Origin of the sequence: Pelomonas sp. Root1444, from assembly GCF_001426885.1 — a bacterium.
Taxonomy (GTDB): domain Bacteria; phylum Pseudomonadota; class Gammaproteobacteria; order Burkholderiales; family Burkholderiaceae_C; genus Pelomonas.
This window is the reverse complement of the sequence record NZ_LMFP01000013.1, coordinates 220,052-236,650: the sequence shown is the minus strand read 5'-3', so window position 1 is coordinate 236,650 and position 16,599 is coordinate 220,052. Positions and strand designations below refer to the sequence as shown.

Here is a 16,599-nt window from a genome sequence, read left to right as displayed (position 1 = left end):
ACGCTTCATGGGGAACCCCTTTTAAAGGCTTCTGAGGGTTTGTGCAGGTCTGGCACAGCGGTTGGTGCCCGACAAGAAAAGCGCACGGCAAACCAGTCGCCAATGCGCGAAAACCCGGCATTACAGCAGATGCCGCCATCCCGGTCAATAAGTCGCCGGTCTCAAGCCGGGTTTGCCGGGGATTGACCCCCGCCGAAATTCTGTGGATAACCCGCCTTTCGGTGGCCTCGGTTCCGTACAATCCGGCCGCTCGAAAAGAAGTTTTCCACAATGAGCGAAGAAGAACAGAGAGTGGATGGAGTGCAGGCTTTGAAGACGGGCGAGATGGCGGGCGTAGCGGGCATGAATTCAGCAGACTGGGCGTCCGATCTCTGGCGGCGGGGCTGCGAGCGCCTGGCCACGGAGCTGCCGGAGCAGCAGTTCAACACCTGGATCCGTCCGCTGCCGCCCGCCACCGTGGCGGGCGAAGGCGCCGCGAGCGACTCGGCCCTCGTCGCCACGCTGCGCGTGCCCAACCACTTCAAGCGCGACTGGATCCGCCGCCAGTACGCGGCCCGCATCGAAGCCATCCTGACCGAACTCGCCGGCCGCCCGACGCGGCTGGAGCTGGCGCTGACCGCGCGTGAGCCGTCCGCCGCGCCCATCTCGATGCCCCCGGGCGCCGCGCCTACGCCTCATCAGGCATCGGCGCACTCCACCGAGCCGAGCGCCGCGCTGCGGCCCGTCAGCGCCCCGCCGGCCAGCACCATCATGCTGCCGTCGCAGGCGCCCGCCTCGGCCAAGCACCGCATCAACCCGCAGCTCACGTTCGACACCCTCGTGCCCGGCCGCGCCAACCAGATGGCCCGCACCGCGGCGCTGCACGTGGCCGGCGCGCCGGGCGTGACCTACAACCCGCTGTTCATCTACGGCGGCGTGGGCCTGGGCAAGACGCATTTGATCCACGCCGTCGGCAACGCGCTGCTGAAGGACCGCCCCGACGCCCGCGTGCTGTACCTGCACGCCGAGCAGTTCATCTCCGACGTCGTCAAGAACTACCAGCGCAAGACCTTCGACGAGTTGAAGGCCAAGTACCACTCGCTGGACCTGCTGCTGATCGACGACGTGCAGTTCTTCGCCGGCAAGGACCGCACGCAGGAGGAGTTCTTCAACGCCTTCGAGGCGCTGCTGGCGAAGAAGGCGCACATCATCATGACGTCGGACACCTACCCCAAGGGGCTGGTGGACATCGACGAGCGCCTCACCTCCCGCTTCGACGCCGGCCTGACGGTCGCCATCGAGCCGCCCGAGCTGGAGATGCGCGTCGCCATCCTGATCAAGAAGGCCGAGGCCGAGGGCACGCCGATGCCGGAGGACGTCGCCTTCTTCGTCGCCAAGAACGTGCGCGCCAACGTGCGTGAGCTGGAAGGTGCGCTGCGCAAGGTGCTGGCCTACGCCAAGTTCTCGCACAAGGAGATCAGCATCACGCTGGCCCGCGAGGCGCTGAAGGATTTGCTGTCCATCCAGAACCGCCAGATCGGCGTGGAGAACATCCAGAAGACGGTGGCCGACTTCTACAAGATCAAGGTCGCCGACATGTACTCCAAGAAGCGCCCGGCCAGCATCGCCCGGCCGCGCCAGATCGCGATGTATCTGGCCAAGGAGCTGACGCAGAAGAGCCTGCCCGAGATCGGCGAGCTGTTCGGTGGGCGCGACCACACGACCGTGCTGCACGCGGTGCGCAAGATCGGCGGTGAGCGCCAGAAGAACACCGAGCTGAACCAGCAGCTGCACGTGCTGGAGCAGACGCTCAAAGGCTGACGCCGATCAACGCTTCGGGTTGACCCCCACCCCCCGCGGCCATGGCGGGGCACTGTTTCCGGGCGACAATCGCAGCTTCACGCGCGCGCGCGTTTTCTGGGCTTGGCCCCAGCTGAAACCTCCCCCCAGATCCCTCCAAAGAGGCCTCCATGATCGTTTTGAAAGCTCCCCAGGATCAGGTGCTGACCGCGCTGCAGGCGGTGTCCGGCATCGTCGAGCGGCGTCACACGCTGCCGATCCTGGCCAATGTGTTGATCCGCAAGACCGGCAACCAGGTGGAGCTCACGACCAGCGACCTCGAGATCCAGGTGCGCACCACGGTGCAGTTCGACGGCGATGCCGGCAACCTGTCCACCACCGTCGGCGCGCGCAAGCTCATCGACATCCTGCGCTCCATGCCGGCCGACCAGACCGTCAGCCTGACGAGCAACGCCAACAAGATGACGCTGCAGGGCGGCAAGAGCCGCTTCACGCTGCAGACGCTGCCGGCCGACGACTTCCCGCTGGTGCAGGAAGCCGCCGACTTCGGCCCCGTGTTCAGCGTGCCGCAGAAGGTGCTCAAGGCCCTGATCAACCAGGTCCACTTCGCGATGGCGGTGCACGACATCCGCTACTACCTCAACGGCATCCTGTTCGTCGCCGAGGGCAAGAACCTGACGCTCGTCGCCACCGACGGCCACCGCCTGGCACTGGCCCAGGCCGAGCTGGACGCCGACATCCCCAAGCAGGAAGTCATCCTGCCGCGCAAGACCGTGCTGGAGCTGATGCGCCTGCTGAAGGACGGCAAGGGCGAAGACAAGGAATCGACCGACAGCGCGCCCATCGAGATGCGCTTTGCCGGCAACCAGGCCAAGTTCAGCTTCAGCGGCATGGAGTTCGTCACCAAGCTCGTCGAGGGCAAGTTCCCCGACTACAACCGCGTCATCCCCAAGAACCACAAGTTCCGCCTGACGCTGGGCCGCGCGCCGCTGCTGAGCAGCCTGCAGCGCGCCGCCATCCTGACGAGCGAGAAGTTCAAGGCCGTGCGCCTGTCCTTCGAGCCGGGCCTGCTCTCCATCGCGTCCAGCAACGCCGAGCAGGAAGAGGCCAAGGAAGAGATCGAGATCGACTACGCCGGCGACAAGATCGAGACCGGCTTCAACGTCACCTACCTGATGGACGCGCTGGCCAACATGAGCCAGGACATGGTCTGCATCGACCTCAACGACAGCGCATCGAGCGCGCTCTTGACGATTCCCGACACGACGGGATTCAAGTACGTGGTGATGCCGATGCGAATCTGAGCCCCGACCGGGCTTGGACACAGCGGGCTTCGGCCCGCTTCAGTGCTTTTAAAGGGCGATCAGTTTGTCGCCCGCGAGTGAGAGAGAGTTCCCGATGAGTGATGTTTCCAGCAGCCCCGATCACCCCGATGGCCTGAACGCCAACCAGCAGGCGGCCGCCGCAGCCGAGGCCAAGTCGGGCGCGGTGTACGACGCCAGCTCCATCCAGATCCTCGAAGGCCTGGAGGCCGTGCGCAAGCGCCCCGGCATGTACATCGGCGACACCTCCGACGGCACCGGCCTGCACCACCTCGTCTTCGAAGTCGTCGACAACTCCATCGACGAAGCCCTGGCCGGCCACTGTGACGACATCGTCGTCACCATCCACACCGACAACTCCATCTCCGTCATCGACAACGGCCGCGGCATCCCCACCGGCGTCAAGATGGACGACAAGCACGAGCCCAAGCGCTCCGCCGCCGAGATCGCCCTCACCGAGCTGCACGCCGGCGGCAAGTTCAACCAGAACAGCTACAAGGTCTCCGGCGGCCTGCACGGCGTGGGCGTGTCCTGCGTGAACGGCCTGAGCAAGTTCCTGCGCCTGACCGTGCGCCAGAACGGCAAGGTGCACTTCCTGGAGTTCGCCAAGGGCATCCCGCAGGACCGCGAGATCGTGCTCGTCAACGGCGTCGAGACCAGCCCGATGAAGATCATCGGCGAGACCGACAAGCGCGGCACGGAAGTCCACTTCCTGCCCGACACGGAAATCTTCCAGCAGAACAACGACTACCACTACGACATCCTCGCCAAGCGCCTGCGCGAGCTCTCGTTCCTGAACAACGGCGTCAAGATCCGCCTCGTCGACGAGCGCAACAACAAGGAAGACAACTTCGCCTACGCCGGCGGCGTGAAGGGCTTCGTCGAGTTCATCAACAAGGGCAAGACCACCCTGCACCCGAACATCTTCCACGCCGTGGGCGACAAGATGAGCGACCAGCAGACCAACATCGGCGTCGAAGTGGCGATGCAGTGGAACGACGGCTTCAACGAGAACGTCCTCTGCTTCACCAACAACATCCCGCAGCGTGACGGCGGCACCCACCTCACCGGCCTGCGCGCCGCGATGACCCGCGTCATCAACAAATACATCGACGACAACGACCTGGCCAAGAAGGCCAAGGTCGAAGTCGCCGGCGACGACATGCGCGAAGGCCTCGCGTGCGTCGTTTCGGTCAAGGTGCCCGAGCCCAAGTTCAGCTCGCAGACCAAGGACAAGCTCGTCAGCTCCGAAGTGCGCGCACCGGTCGAAGACATCGTCGGCCGCCTGCTGACCGACTACCTGCTCGAGAACCCGATCGACGCCAAGATCATCTGCGGCAAGATCCTCGACGCCGCCCGCGCCCGCGAGGCCGCCCGCAAGGCCCGCGAGATGACGCGCCGCAAGGGCGTGCTCGATGGCCTGGGCCTGCCCGGCAAGCTGGCCGACTGCCAGGAAAAAGACCCCGCGCTCTGCGAGATCTACATCGTCGAGGGCGACTCCGCCGGCGGCTCCGCCAAGCAGGGCCGCGACCGGAAGTTCCAGGCCATCCTGCCGCTGCGCGGCAAGATCCTGAACGTCGAGAAGGCCCGCTACGAAAAGCTGCTGACCTCCAACGAGATCATCACGCTCATCACCGCGTTAGGCACCGGCATCGGCCGCGGCGCCGGCAGCGACGACTTCAACCCCGACAAGCTCCGCTACCACCGCATCATCATCATGACCGACGCGGACGTGGACGGCGCCCACATCCGCACGTTGCTGCTCACCTTCTTCTACCGCCAGATGCCCGAGCTCTGCGAGCGCGGCCACATCTACATCGCGCAGCCGCCGCTCTACAAGGTCAAGGTCGGCAAGCACGAGCAATACCTGAAGGACGCGCCCGAGCTCGACAGCTTCCTGCTCAAGGTCGCGCTGCAGGACGCGTCGCTGGACACCGCTGCACCTGGGCAAGGGGACGACACCCTCAAGGGCGACACCCTCGACACGCTGGCGCGTAAATACGTCGCCGCGCAGGCCGTCATCGAGCGCCTGTCCAACTGGATGGACATCGAAGCCCTGCACGTGCTCGCCAACGGCCTGGCGCTGGACCTCGACACCGCCGAGGCCGCCGAGGCCAGCGCCGCCAGCCTGAAGGGCCTGCTGCACGACGCGCAGGTAACCGTCGAGACCGACCCGCGCACCGACAAGTTCTTCCTGAAGATCGCTCGCATGCACCACGGCAACGTGCGCGCCAGCGTCATCCACGCCGACTTCGTGCACGGTGCCGACTACGAAGTGCTGGCCGACGCCGGCCTCAGCTTCCAAGGCCTCATCAAGCCCGGCGCCATCGTGCGCAAGGGCGAGGGCGAGAAGGCCAAGGAAAGCAAGGTCGACGACTTCCGCGCCGCGATGGCCTGGCTCATGCAGCAAGCCGAAAGCGCCGTCGGCCGCCAGCGCTACAAGGGCCTGGGCGAGATGAACCCCGAGCAGCTGTGGGAAACGACGATGGACCCCAACGTCCGCCGCCTGCTGCGCGTGCAGATCGAAGACGCCATCGAGGCGGACAAGGTGTTCACGATGCTGATGGGCGACGAGGTGGAGCCGCGGCGCGATTTCATCGAAACCAACGCCTTGCGCGCCGGCAACATCGACGTCTGATTGACGCGGCCCGGTGCAACGGCTTGAATCGGCGCATGCAAGTTCCGACCCTTGTCACCGAACGGCGTGAAGCCATCGCAGAGTTGTGCCGCCAGGCCCACGCGCGGCGCCTGGACCTGTTCGGCTCCGCGGTGCGCGAGGACTTCGACGCCGCGTCCAGCGATCTTGACTTCCTCGTCGAGTTCGACGAGCTCCCGCCCGTCCGCTATGCCGAGGCCTTCTTTTCGCTGAAGCAGGGCCTGGAGCGGCTTTTCGCCCGGCCCGTGGATCTGGTCGTGGAGCGCGCGATCCGTAACCCGTACTTCAAGCAGCGTGTCAGCACGGAGCGGCAACGGGTCTATGGCGCCTGAGGTCCGCAAATACATCTGGGATGCGAAGGAAGCCGCAGCGCGAGCGCTGCGCTTCACCGCCGGCAAGTCGTTGGACGACTACCTGAACGACGAGCTGCTGCGTGCGGCTGTCGAGCGCCAGTTCTTGATTCTGGGTGAAGCGCTGGGGCGCTTGCGTCAACTGGACCCCGGCCTGGCCGCGCGTGTCGCTGATCTGAACCAGGCTGTTGCCTTGCGCAACCAGCTGGCACATGGCTACGCCGAGATCGACGACGTCATCGTCTGGGGCGTCGTGGCCGGTCCGTTGACGCAGCTGCTCAGCGAGCTCGAATCACTTTGACTTCGACGGAGCCCTCGCCCTAGGAGATCCATAGGGGCGCAAAGGTCTGGAAGGGAGGCAGCAATGGCGCGAAGACGCAATTGAGGTTTGGCCGAAGACATCATGGAGCTTGTGTGCATGCTGCCCTGGTGGTTGGCCGCAGTTGTAGAGATTCGTGAGATCGCAGTCGCCGTACCGGTTTGCGGCCGCCCAAGGGACACAATTGGCCCCGATCGCCTGGCGCAATCCCCGTCGATGACATCCCAAGCGCTATTCGCCGTCCCTGGCTGGTCCACCGAAACCTTGGATGCGCTTCGCGCCAGCACAACAAACCGCCCGTCTCAGTGATCAGCGAATAGATCGCGAGCCCCCTACTGGCTTCTCAGCAAGCATCTCCATGACCCGCAAACCGCGTATTTCCCGTCTGCTCCCCTCCCTCCTCGCCACCGCCATCCTGGCCGGCTCAGCCGTAGCCGCCGAGGCTGCCACGCACGCCAAGCCCAAGCCCCACGCCGCGGCCCGCAAGGCCAAGTCCGCCCCGGCCGAGCAGGCGATGACGACCGACGCCAACGGCCAGTCGATCCCCGTGCTCGAGAACAAGGCCTGGGTGCTGATGGACTTCAACACCGGCCAGCTGCTGGCGTCCTCCAACCCGGACGAACCGCTGCCGCCCGCGTCGCTCACGAAGATGATGACGAGCTACCTGGTGGAGCAGGGCCTGAAGAGCGGCAAGCTCAAGCCCGACGAGATGGTCACCATGAGCGAGAGCGCCTGGTGCCGCGGTGGCAAGGGCGGCGACAGCTGCATGTTCGTGCCGCTCAACGAGAAGGCCTCCTTGATGGACATGCTGCGCGGCGTGGTCATCGCCAGCGGCAACGACGCCTCCAAGGCGCTGGCCGAGCACGTCGGCGGCTCGGAGGCCGGCTTCGTCACGCTGATGAATGCCGAAGCCGCCAAGCTCGGCATGACGAAGACGCACTTCGAGAACGCGGACGGCCTGCCGGGCGCCAACCACAAGGCCTCCGCACGCGACCTCGCCGTGCTGGCCGCGGCCATCATCCGCAACAGCGCCGAGTACTACCCGCTCTACGCCGAGCGCGAGTTCACCTACAACAACATCAAGCAGGGCAACCGCAACGCGCTGCTGTACACCGACTCCTCTGTCGACGGGCTCAAGACCGGGCACACGGAGGAGGCCGGCTACTGCCTGGTGGCCTCGTCCAAGCGCAATGGCATGCGCCTGATCTCGGTCATCATGAACGCGAACAGCAAGCAGGCCCGCGCCGACCAGACGCGCGTGCTCTTCAACTGGGGCTACGCCAACTTCGAGGAGGCCACGCCGGCCCAGGCGGGTGCTGCGCTGACTACGCCCAAGGTGCTGTACGGCGTGGCCCCCGAGGTGGCGGCGGGCATCGCCAAGCCGTGGACGCTGGTGGTGCCCAAGGGCCAGGCCGCCGCGGTCAAGACCGAGGTGACGCTGAACCCGGGCCTGGAGGCGCCGATCGCCAAGGGCGCCGTGATCGGCAAGCTGGTCGCGGTGGCCAACGGCAAGGCGCTCGGCGAGGTGCCCGTCATCGCGCTGGCCGACGTGGAGCGCGCCGGCTTCTTCCTGCGCATCAAGCAGCGCATCGCCGGCTGGTTCTCGAAGTAACGCCCGTCCGGGCCCTCCGCCGCGGCCGCGTCAAGGCGCCGTCGTGGCGAGCCGGGCGGCCATGTCGGTGAGGCCGGTCAGCGTCTTGTCCAGCACCTGCGGCGAGAAGCCGGGCGGCAGGTCTCGCTGCGCCTGCTCGACGACCTGCGGCGTGCGGGCCAGGATGCGCTCGATCAGGGGGTCAACGGAGGCCAAGCCGCACAGCTGGGCGGTGCTGTCGAAGTGCCGCCGCTGGATCTCGAAGATCTTGCGGTGCCGGTTCTTGCCGCGCAGGCCCATGGCCAGCTTGGCCTTGTGCACGTCGATCTGGCTGGCTGCGTTGCCGGCCACGGGCCACGCCGAGAGCACGTCGTAGAAGGGCGCAAGCCGGTAGCGGCCTTGGGGCAGCAGCTGCAGGCTGAAGTTCTTGGCGTGGCCGTCGATGGCGGCGAGCATCCAGAACAGCACCTGCGCGCTGAAGAAGTTCTCCACGTCGGCCTGGCCGTTGGGGTTCACGCTCAGGCGCAGCTTGCTGGCGATCTCGACGATGCCCGGGCCGCCGTCGTGCTCGTACTTGGCCGTGGGCGGCAGCGCGAAGGCCTGGCAGAAATCCTCCTGCGGCAGGCGCAGCCACCAGTCGCGGCTGCCATCTGCGCCGGCCGGGACGAAGCGGCGGTCGAAGCGCTCGACGATCAGCGGGCGATGCTTGCCGAATGTGGCGATGTGGGTGCGTGGCACGGGCAGGCCGTACAGGCCGAGCAGGCGCAGGCAGAGCCACTCGTTGTCGACCGAGGTGGTGAAGTCGATCCGCCGCGACTGCCCGCCGATCTGCCCGAGTGGCAGCTTGAACAGATGCGTGGTGGGCGTGGCGCCGAGCGGCCGGCACCAACGGCCCTCGTGCCACAGCAGCGCCGTCTTGTCCTGCGCGCCGGCGACGGAGATGCGCGGCTCGGCTTCCTCGTCGGCGATGGTGGTCATGCCGCCGGTCGGCGTCACGGCGCGGTCGAGGGCGTGCTCGACGGCAGCGTCGTCCAGCGGCTCGGCGTCGATGCGCCGGACATCAGGCGCGTCCGCGTCCACGGGCAGCAGCTGCAGCGCGCCGACGCAGTCGCGGCCGATCTCTGCCAGCAGGTGGAAAGGATGGGTGTCGGCCAGGCGGAAGCGCGAGGCGATGCGCCGCCGGATGGCTTCGTGGTCAGGCAGCAGGTTGTCGAAGTAGTGGCCGACGGCCGCGGAGGTCAGCGGCACCGGCGCCAGGGGCAGGGGGAGGGACAGCGACAGTGGGCGCGCTTCGGGCGCTGCCAGCCAGGCGGGGTCGTAGGCCAGTTCCATCGGCCCGCGGGTGGGGATGCGCCATTCGCCGACGCGAAGGCCGTTCATCCACAGCGACAGTGCCTTGGCGTGCGAAGGGCGGCCGGCCATGTCACCACTGCGCCGGGGTGGCGGCTGCAGCAGGGCTGTCGGCGTTGGCGACGAAGATTTCCAGGCCCAGCGCCTGGGTCAGCTCGAACAGCCGTTGGACGGTCAGCGCGCCGAGGTCGGATTCCAGTTCCGAGAAGCGGTTGGCGCTCAAGCCCATGCGCGCGGCCAGTTCGCCTTGCGTGAGCCGGCGGGCCTTGCGGGTGGTCTTGAGCAGCACGGCGAGCTGCTCCGGCGAGTGGACGAGGCGATGCGTCATCGGGCAATCTCGATCGGGTCGATATCCGCCTTGTATCGATGTGGTCGATAAAAGTCAAATATCGATCCCGTCGATAGAGCGCCTACCCGGCACCCGCCCGCACGCCCAGCCGCTGCTTGTCCCGCCCCGGCGGTGCGCCGAACAGGCGGCTGTACTCACGGCTGAACTGCGACGGGCTGTCGTAGCCCACGCTGTAGCCGATGGCGGCCACGTCGCCCGCATCGGCGATCAGGCGAGCGCGCGCTTCCTGCAGGCGGATGAGCTTCTGGAACTGCAGCGGGCTCATCGTCGTGGCGCCGCGGAAGTGGCGGTGGAAGGACGACTCGCTCATGGCCACCATGTCGGCCAGCTGGGGGATGGAGATCGGTTCGGCATGGTGGGCGCGGATGAAGCGGATGGCCCGGCCGATCTGCGACAGCCGGCTTTCCGCCAGGCCGATCTGCCGCACCATGGCGCCTTGCGGGCCGTGCAGCAGCCGCCACACCAGCTCGCGCTCGATGAGCGGCCCGAGCACCGCGGCGTCGCGCGGCGAGTCCTTCAGCCGCAGCATGCGCACCACCGTGTCGAGCAGCGCCTCGCAGGCGTCGCTGACGGCAAAGCCGGCCTGCTCGGTGGCGGGCCGGTCGGCGGGGTCCATCTCCAGCAGCAGCGACGAGATGGTGGCGGCCTGCAGCGTCATGCCCGCGGCCAGGTAGGGCAGCTCGCGGCTGGCCTCGATCACGCCGCCGGCCAGCGGCAGGGCCACGCCGACGACGAGGAACTGGCCGCCGCGGTACTCGAACACCTCGTCGCCCAGCATGGCGCGCTTGGCGCCCTGCGCCACCACGACGAACACCGGCTCCACGACGTGGTGCTGCATCTCGGTCCGCGCGTCGGCCATCACCGCAAACATGCCTTGCTTGCGGTCGCCGTTGGCGATCGCGTGGCGCCGGATCAGCGCCTGCAATTCTTCAAGTAAAGCCATGGCGCGACCGTACCTGCTGCGCCGCGGCGGCTCAAGCGCCTGCGCGTTGGTTTGACGGAATCGTGCAAGAGCTTGCGGGTTTTGGGCTATCCGCCCGAGGGCGTTGCCACGGTTTGCCGACTGCTCGCCGCACGATGGCGGGATCGTGCAATCACATGACCGGATTTGGCTGTCGAAATCGGCGGCCGGCCGATTCAATGCGGGCCTTCACGCAAGGAGGTCCGCATGCAGATGCAAGGCAACACCATTCTCGTGGCGGGCGGCACCCGCGGCATCGGCCGCGCGCTGGCCGGGCTGCTGTGCCGGATGGGCAACGAGGTGCTCGTCTTCGACAGCGAGCCGCGCCGGGCCCAGGCCGCCGCACGGGCCGTGCCGGGCCTGCGCGCTGTCGAGTTGTGCCTGGAGGACCCGTGGAGCGTGGCCGGTTTCTGCGAACAGCTGGCGGCCACCTGCCCGGCGCTGAACCTGCTGGTCAGCATCGACATCGCCTTCCCGGTGCGGCAGCTGCCGGGCATGGGCGCGCTGCTGGCCGGGGATGACACGCACGAGAGAGCGCAAGCCCGGCGGCTCGGCATCCAGCACCTGACCGGCGCGCTGCTGAGCCACTTCCGCCGGCGCGGCTGCGGCTCGGTGATGAACGTGTCGGTCGGGCCGGTGCTGGGGCTGCCACCGGCGCGCCGGCCCGACGTCGAGGGCGGCGCGCGGGCGTGCGCCGTGTCGGTCACCAAGCGCTGGGCCCGGGCCGCCATCGAGGTGACGGATGTGGGCGTGACGTCGCCTGCCCGGGCCCCCGACGCCGCGGTGCGCGCGCCGGCGATGTCGCGCGTCCAGTGGCTGTCGAGCGTCGCCCACCTGCTCGCCGAAGGCCTGCAGGAAGACGCCGCGGTGGCGCGGCTCGGGGCGCTGTGCCCCGTGCTGCAGCCGGCCACCCGCGAGAGCCGGCGCGAGGCGCAGGCGGCCACGGCGCACTGAAGCGGGCGCGAATGCGCGCCGGTCGCCCGGCGGCGAGCGTCAGCGGCCTTTGGCACTCACCTTCTTGAGCGAATGCCGGCAGGCCCGCCGCGTCAGCAAAGCCCTTCCTACACTCCGCCCGGATTTGCGAGCGGTGCAGGCAGTGGATGTCGTCGTTCGTGGTCCACGCCCTTCGGCCGCACGTTCACCTCACCCACGCCATGAAGCTCCAGCCGCTGCCCCGGACCCTCACCCTCGTCATGGCCGGCCTGCTGGCCGCTGCCGCACAGGCGCAACCGGCGGATGCCTTCGCGGTGAATGTGGAGGTGGACGCCAGCCGCACGCTGGGCGAGCTCAAGCCCATCTGGCGCTTCTTCGGCGCCGACGAGCCCAACTACGCGACCATGAAGGACGGCCGCAAGTTGATGAAGCACCTGGGCGAGCTGCGCCCCGGCAACGTGTACTTCCGCGCCCACAACCTGCTGAACACCGGCGACGGCACGCCGGCGTTCAAGTGGGGCAGCACCAATGCCTACACCGAGGACCGCGACGGCAAGCCCGTCTACGACTGGACCGTCACCGACCGCATCATCGACAGCTACCTCGAACGCGGCGTGCGGCCCTACCTGCAGATCGGCTTCATGCCGCAGGCCCTGTCCAGCGCCAAGCCGGGCACGCCCTACCAGCACAGCTGGCGCCCGGGCTTCGCCTACGACCTGATCGCCGGCGCCTGGAACGCCCCGCCCAAGGACTACGCCAAGTGGGCCGAGCTGGTGTTCCAGTGGACCCGGCACTGCGTGCAGCGCTACGGCCGCGAGGAGGTGCTGCGCTGGTACTTCGAGGTCTGGAACGAGCCCAACGGGCCGGCCTACTGGACCGGCACGCAGGACGAGTTCAACAAGCTGCACGACTACGCCATCGACGCCGTGCGCCGTGCGCTGCCCGGGGCGCGCGTGGGCGGGCCGGACGTCGCCGGCTCGGGCGGCGCCTTCATGGACGCCTTCCTGAAGCATGTCGTCAGCGGCAAGAACCACGCGACCGGGCAGACCGGCACGCCGACCGACTTCCTGGCCTTCCACGCCAAGGGCAGCCCGCGCTTCGTCGACGGGCGCGTGCGCATGAACATGTCGCCGCAACTGGGCGGCATCGCCAAGGGCTTCGAGAAGATCGTCGCGGTGCCCGAGCTGAAGGACAAGCCCATCGTCATCGGCGAGAACGACCCCGAGGGCTGCGCCGCCTGTCCCGGCCCGCAAAACGCCTACCGCAACGGCACCATGTACTCCAGCTACACGGCGGCCAGCTACAAGCGCATCTGGCAGCTGGCCGAGCGCCACCAGGTGAACCTGGAAGGCGCGCTGACCTGGGCCTTCACGTTCGAGGACCAGCCCTGGTTCGCCGGCTACCGCCAGCTGGCGACCAACGGCGTCGACCTGCCGGTGCTCAACGTGTTCCGCATGTTCGCCAAGCTGGGCCCGACGCAGCTGTGCGCCACCAGCGACGCCGAGGTGGCGCTGGACGACATCATCGCCAACGGCGTTCGCGGCCGGCCCGACGTGGGCGTGCTGGCCACGCGCGCACCGGACGGCAAGCTCGCCGTCATGACCTGGCACTACCACGACGACGATGCCAGCGGCCCCGATGCCGCCGTCAGCCTGAAGCTGGCGGGCCTGGGCCAGCGGGCGACGCGCACGGTGACGCAGTGGCGCGTCGACAAGGCCCATGCCAACGCCTTCACCGCCTGGCAGGTCATGGGCTCGCCGCAGGCGCCGGACGCGAAGCAGTACGCCCAGCTGGAAGCCGCCTCGGTGATGGCGCCGGCCGCGCTGCCGGCGCTGGCGGTGGCCGACGGCAGCGCCACGCTGAGCTTCACGCTGCCTCGCCAGGGCGTGATGCTGTTCGTCATCGAGTAGGCGCAATGCGCCGGCCCGTGAACCTCAAGCTTGCCGCCCTGAAGTGGCTGGCCGGCCTGCTGCTGGGCAGCCTGGTGGCGCCGCTGGCGCTGGCCGTGGACGCGCCGCGCACCGAGACGCTGATGCTGTCGGGCACCGGCCCGGACGACGCGGTGGCGTGGGACTTCGTCATCGACGGCGGCCGGCGGGCGGGCGAGGCGGCGCGCATCCCCGTGCCGTCCAACTGGCAGCAGCAGGGCTTCGGCCACTACCAGTACGGCTACGACAAGGGCCCGCGCTCGGCGGACACGGCGACCTACCGGCGCCGCTTCACGGTGCCGGCCGCATGGCAGGGCCGCACGGTGCGCGTCGTCTTCGATGCGGTGATGACGGACACGCGCGTGCGGGTCAACGGCAACGTCGCCGGGCCCGTGCATCAAGGTGGGTTCAACCGCTTCAGCCATGACATCAGCCGCTGGATCAAGCCGGGCGAAGACAACGAGATCGAGGTCCAGGTCAGCGAGGCCTCGGCCGCCACGGCCACCGACATCGCCGAGCGCCATGGCGACTACTGGGTGTTTGGCGGCATCTACCGGCCGGTGTGGCTGGAGGCTGCGCCGCCGCAGTCCATCGCCCATGTGGCCATCGACGCCAAGGCCAGCGGCGAGCTCACCGCGGACGTGACGCTGCGCGCGCCGCGCACGGTCACGCGGCTGGTCGCACAGGTCACCACGCGCGAGGGCGCGGCCGTGGGCCCGCCGTTCGCCGTCGCCATCCCCGCGGGCGGCGCCGGGCGCGTGCGCCTGCACGGCCATGTCGACCAGCCGCTGCTGTGGACGGCCGAGACGCCGCACCTCCACCAGCTACAGGTCACGCTGCTCGAAGGCGACAAGCCCGTGCACCAGCACAGCGAGCGCTTCGGCTTCCGAACCTTCGAGCTGCGCGAGGGCCAGGGCCTGTACCTCAACGGCCAGCGCATCCTGCTCAAGGGCATCAACCGCCACAGCTTCCGCCCGGAGACGGGCCGCGCCGTGTCGCGCGCCCAGGCTTATGAAGACGCGCGCCTCATCCGGTCCATGAACATGAACGCGATGCGCGTGGCCCACTACGCGCCCGAGAAAGCCTTCCTGGAGGCCGCCGACGAGCTGGGCCTGTACGTCATCAACGAGCTGAGCGGCTGGCAGAGCGCGCACGACACCGAGGTGGGCCGCAGGCTGGTGCGCGAGCTGGTGGAGCGCGACGTCAACCACCCCAGCATCCTGTTCTGGTCCAACGGCAACGAGGGCGGCTGGAACCGCGAGCTGGACGGCGACTTCGCCCTCTACGACCCGCAGGCGCGGCCGCTGATCCACCCCTGGGAGGCCTTCGGCGGCATCGACACCAAGCACTACCCGCGCTACCCCGACCTGCAGCGCCGGCTGGCCGGGCCGCTGTTGGTGCTGCCCACCGAGTTCCTGCACGGCCTGTTCGACGGCGGCCTGGGTTCTGGCCTGGACGACTACTGGCGGGCCATGACCGCATCGCCGCGCGGCGCGGGCGGCTTCCTGTGGAACCTGGCCGACGAGGGCATCGCCCGCACCGACCAGGGCGGGCGCATCGACCTCTTCGGCACCTTCGCGCCGGACGGCATCGTCGGCCCGCGGCATGAGAAGGAGCCGAGCTACGACACGGTCAAGGAGATCTGGACGCCGGTGCAGATCGCGCCGCCGCTGCTGGACGCCCAATTCGACGGCGTGCTGAAGCTGGCCAATGGCTTCGATTTCACGACGCTGGCGGCGGTGCGTTTCCGGTGGCAATGGCTGCGGTTCGCCGGCCCGCAGGACCGCAGCCGCGATGCGCGTGTGCTGGCCCAGGGCGAACTGGCCGGGCCCGACGTGGCGCCGCATGCCGGGGGCGACCTGAAGCTGCCGCTGCCGCAGGCTTGGCGCGATGCAGATGCGCTGCGCCTGACCGCGACGAAGGGCGACGAGACCTTGTGGACCTGGGTCTGGGCGGCGCCCGAGCGGCCGGTGCGCCTTGCCCGCCAGCGGGCCGGCGCGCCCGCGGTGGTGAAGAGCGGCGACAGCATCCGGCTGCAGGCCGGCGCCGTGTCCGCGCGCTTCGACGCCCGCACCGGGCTGCTGCTCGAACTGGCCCGCGGCGGCAAGCGGCAGCCGTTGTCCAACGGGCCGCGCCTGGTGGTCGCCCGGCCCAAGCCGGCCGCCGAGCCGGCATGGCTGGAGCCCACCGCGCGGGGCGATGGCGTCTACGAGTTCCCCACCGCCACGATGGCCAATGTCGCGAGCATCAACCTGGGCCTCACCGAGGCCGACGGCTGGGCGGGCTTCAGGCTGGAGCTGTCGACCGACGGCCAGCGCTGGAAGACGGTCTACGACGGCGCCCGCGTGGCGCGCGACGGCCAGGGCTATATCTTCCCGCCCCAGGCCGTGAAGGCGGTGCGCGTGACGCGCCTGGCCGGCGTGCGGCGCACGCCCGCGGTCGCGTCGCTGCGCCTGGCCTTCGAGGCGGAGCGCTTCGCCGTGCCGGCGGCGCCGGTCGTCGTGACCACGGGCACCGGCCCGCAAGGCGCCTGGCTGGAGGCGCCCGGCGCCGGCGGGCTGGCGCGCGTGCGCTGGACGCTGGGCGAGGACGGTCAGCTCGCGCTGGACTACGGCTACCCGCTGCAAGGCCCGGTGCTGTACCACGGCATCGGCTTCGACCGCCCGCTGGGCGAGGTCAGCCAGTTCCGCGCGCTGCTGCGCGGGCCCGGCCCCGTCTGGCAGAACCGCCAACGCGGGCCGGTGCTCGGCGTGCATGACATCGCCGCGCCGGCGGGCTACTTTGCGGACCCGCGCTGGCTGCGCCTCACGTCGCCCGCGGGCGACCTCACCGTCGTGACGGAGGGCGCCGGCTACCTGCAACTGGGCGCGAGGCTGGCCGACTTCCCGACCACCAGCGTGGACTTCCCGGCCAGCGACATCGGCTTCATGCATGCCATTCCCGCCATGGGCGCCAAGGGCCAGGCCGCGGACCTGACCGGGCCGGCCGGCGAGCCGGCCGTCGCGAACGGGCTTTACGGCGGCCGGCTGTTGCTGAAGTTCTGACGGCCCAACGATCACAG

General features: G+C 68.8%; 12 protein-coding genes. 9 read left to right on the top strand and 3 right to left on the bottom strand.

Annotated features, from left to right (window positions below; all coding sequences use genetic code 11):
• Window positions 1-342: 342 nt before the first annotated feature.
• From dnaA to ASD35_RS14610, 6 genes are all read left to right on the top strand, one after another.
• Window positions 343-1,800: a chromosomal replication initiator protein DnaA gene (gene dnaA / locus ASD35_RS14635; RefSeq protein WP_056875871.1), complete on the top strand. Its 1,458-nt coding sequence runs from the start codon at window positions 343-345 to the stop codon at window positions 1,798-1,800.
• 149 nt (window positions 1,801-1,949) lie between these two features.
• Window positions 1,950-3,083, top strand: coding sequence for a DNA polymerase III subunit beta (gene dnaN / locus ASD35_RS14630; protein WP_056875679.1), 1,134 nt, complete (start codon window positions 1,950-1,952; stop codon window positions 3,081-3,083).
• 94 nt (window positions 3,084-3,177) lie between these two features.
• Entirely contained in the window at window positions 3,178-5,739 is a 2,562-nt protein-coding gene (gene gyrB / locus ASD35_RS14625; protein WP_082580166.1) for a DNA topoisomerase (ATP-hydrolyzing) subunit B, read from the top strand.
• 35 nt (window positions 5,740-5,774) lie between these two features.
• Window positions 5,775-6,089, top strand: a complete 315-nt coding sequence (locus ASD35_RS14620) for a nucleotidyltransferase family protein (protein WP_056875678.1) — start codon at window positions 5,775-5,777, stop codon at window positions 6,087-6,089.
• Entirely contained in the window at window positions 6,079-6,408 is a 330-nt protein-coding gene (locus ASD35_RS14615; RefSeq protein ID WP_056875677.1) for a DUF86 domain-containing protein, read from the top strand. The genes ASD35_RS14620 and ASD35_RS14615 overlap by 11 nt, the downstream gene beginning before the upstream one ends.
• 376 nt (window positions 6,409-6,784) lie before the next feature.
• Window positions 6,785-8,038 (top strand): D-alanyl-D-alanine carboxypeptidase family protein, encoded by a 1,254-nt coding sequence (locus ASD35_RS14610; RefSeq protein WP_056875676.1) that lies wholly within the window; start codon window positions 6,785-6,787, stop codon window positions 8,036-8,038.
• A gap of 30 nt (window positions 8,039-8,068) precedes the next feature.
• Here ASD35_RS14610 and ASD35_RS14605 read toward each other — a convergent pair whose 3' ends face one another.
• The 3 genes from ASD35_RS14605 to ASD35_RS14595 form a co-directional block, all read right to left on the bottom strand.
• Entirely contained in the window at window positions 8,069-9,439 is a 1,371-nt protein-coding gene (locus ASD35_RS14605; protein ID WP_056875675.1) for a HipA domain-containing protein, read from the bottom strand.
• Between the two features lies 1 nt (window position 9,440).
• The gene (locus ASD35_RS14600; protein WP_056875674.1) at window positions 9,441-9,695 is read right to left on the bottom strand and encodes a helix-turn-helix domain-containing protein; all 255 of its coding nucleotides are present in this window, start codon (window positions 9,693-9,695) and stop codon (window positions 9,441-9,443) included.
• Between the two features lie 82 nt (window positions 9,696-9,777).
• Window positions 9,778-10,659, bottom strand: coding sequence for an AraC family transcriptional regulator (locus ASD35_RS14595; RefSeq protein WP_056875673.1), 882 nt, complete (start codon window positions 10,657-10,659; stop codon window positions 9,778-9,780).
• A 225-nt stretch (window positions 10,660-10,884) separates the two neighbouring features.
• Here ASD35_RS14595 and ASD35_RS14590 point away from each other — a divergent pair, with 225 nt between their 5' ends.
• From ASD35_RS14590 to ASD35_RS14580, 3 genes are all read left to right on the top strand, one after another.
• Window positions 10,885-11,631: an SDR family NAD(P)-dependent oxidoreductase gene (locus ASD35_RS14590; RefSeq protein ID WP_056875672.1), complete on the top strand. Its 747-nt coding sequence runs from the start codon at window positions 10,885-10,887 to the stop codon at window positions 11,629-11,631.
• 200 nt (window positions 11,632-11,831) lie between these two features.
• Window positions 11,832-13,520, top strand: coding sequence for a beta-xylosidase (locus tag ASD35_RS14585; RefSeq protein WP_082580165.1), 1,689 nt, complete (start codon window positions 11,832-11,834; stop codon window positions 13,518-13,520).
• 17 nt (window positions 13,521-13,537) lie between these two features.
• Window positions 13,538-16,582, top strand: a complete 3,045-nt coding sequence (locus ASD35_RS14580) for a glycoside hydrolase family 2 TIM barrel-domain containing protein (RefSeq protein ID WP_235538350.1) — start codon at window positions 13,538-13,540, stop codon at window positions 16,580-16,582.
• The last annotated feature ends 17 nt before the right edge of the window (window positions 16,583-16,599 follow it).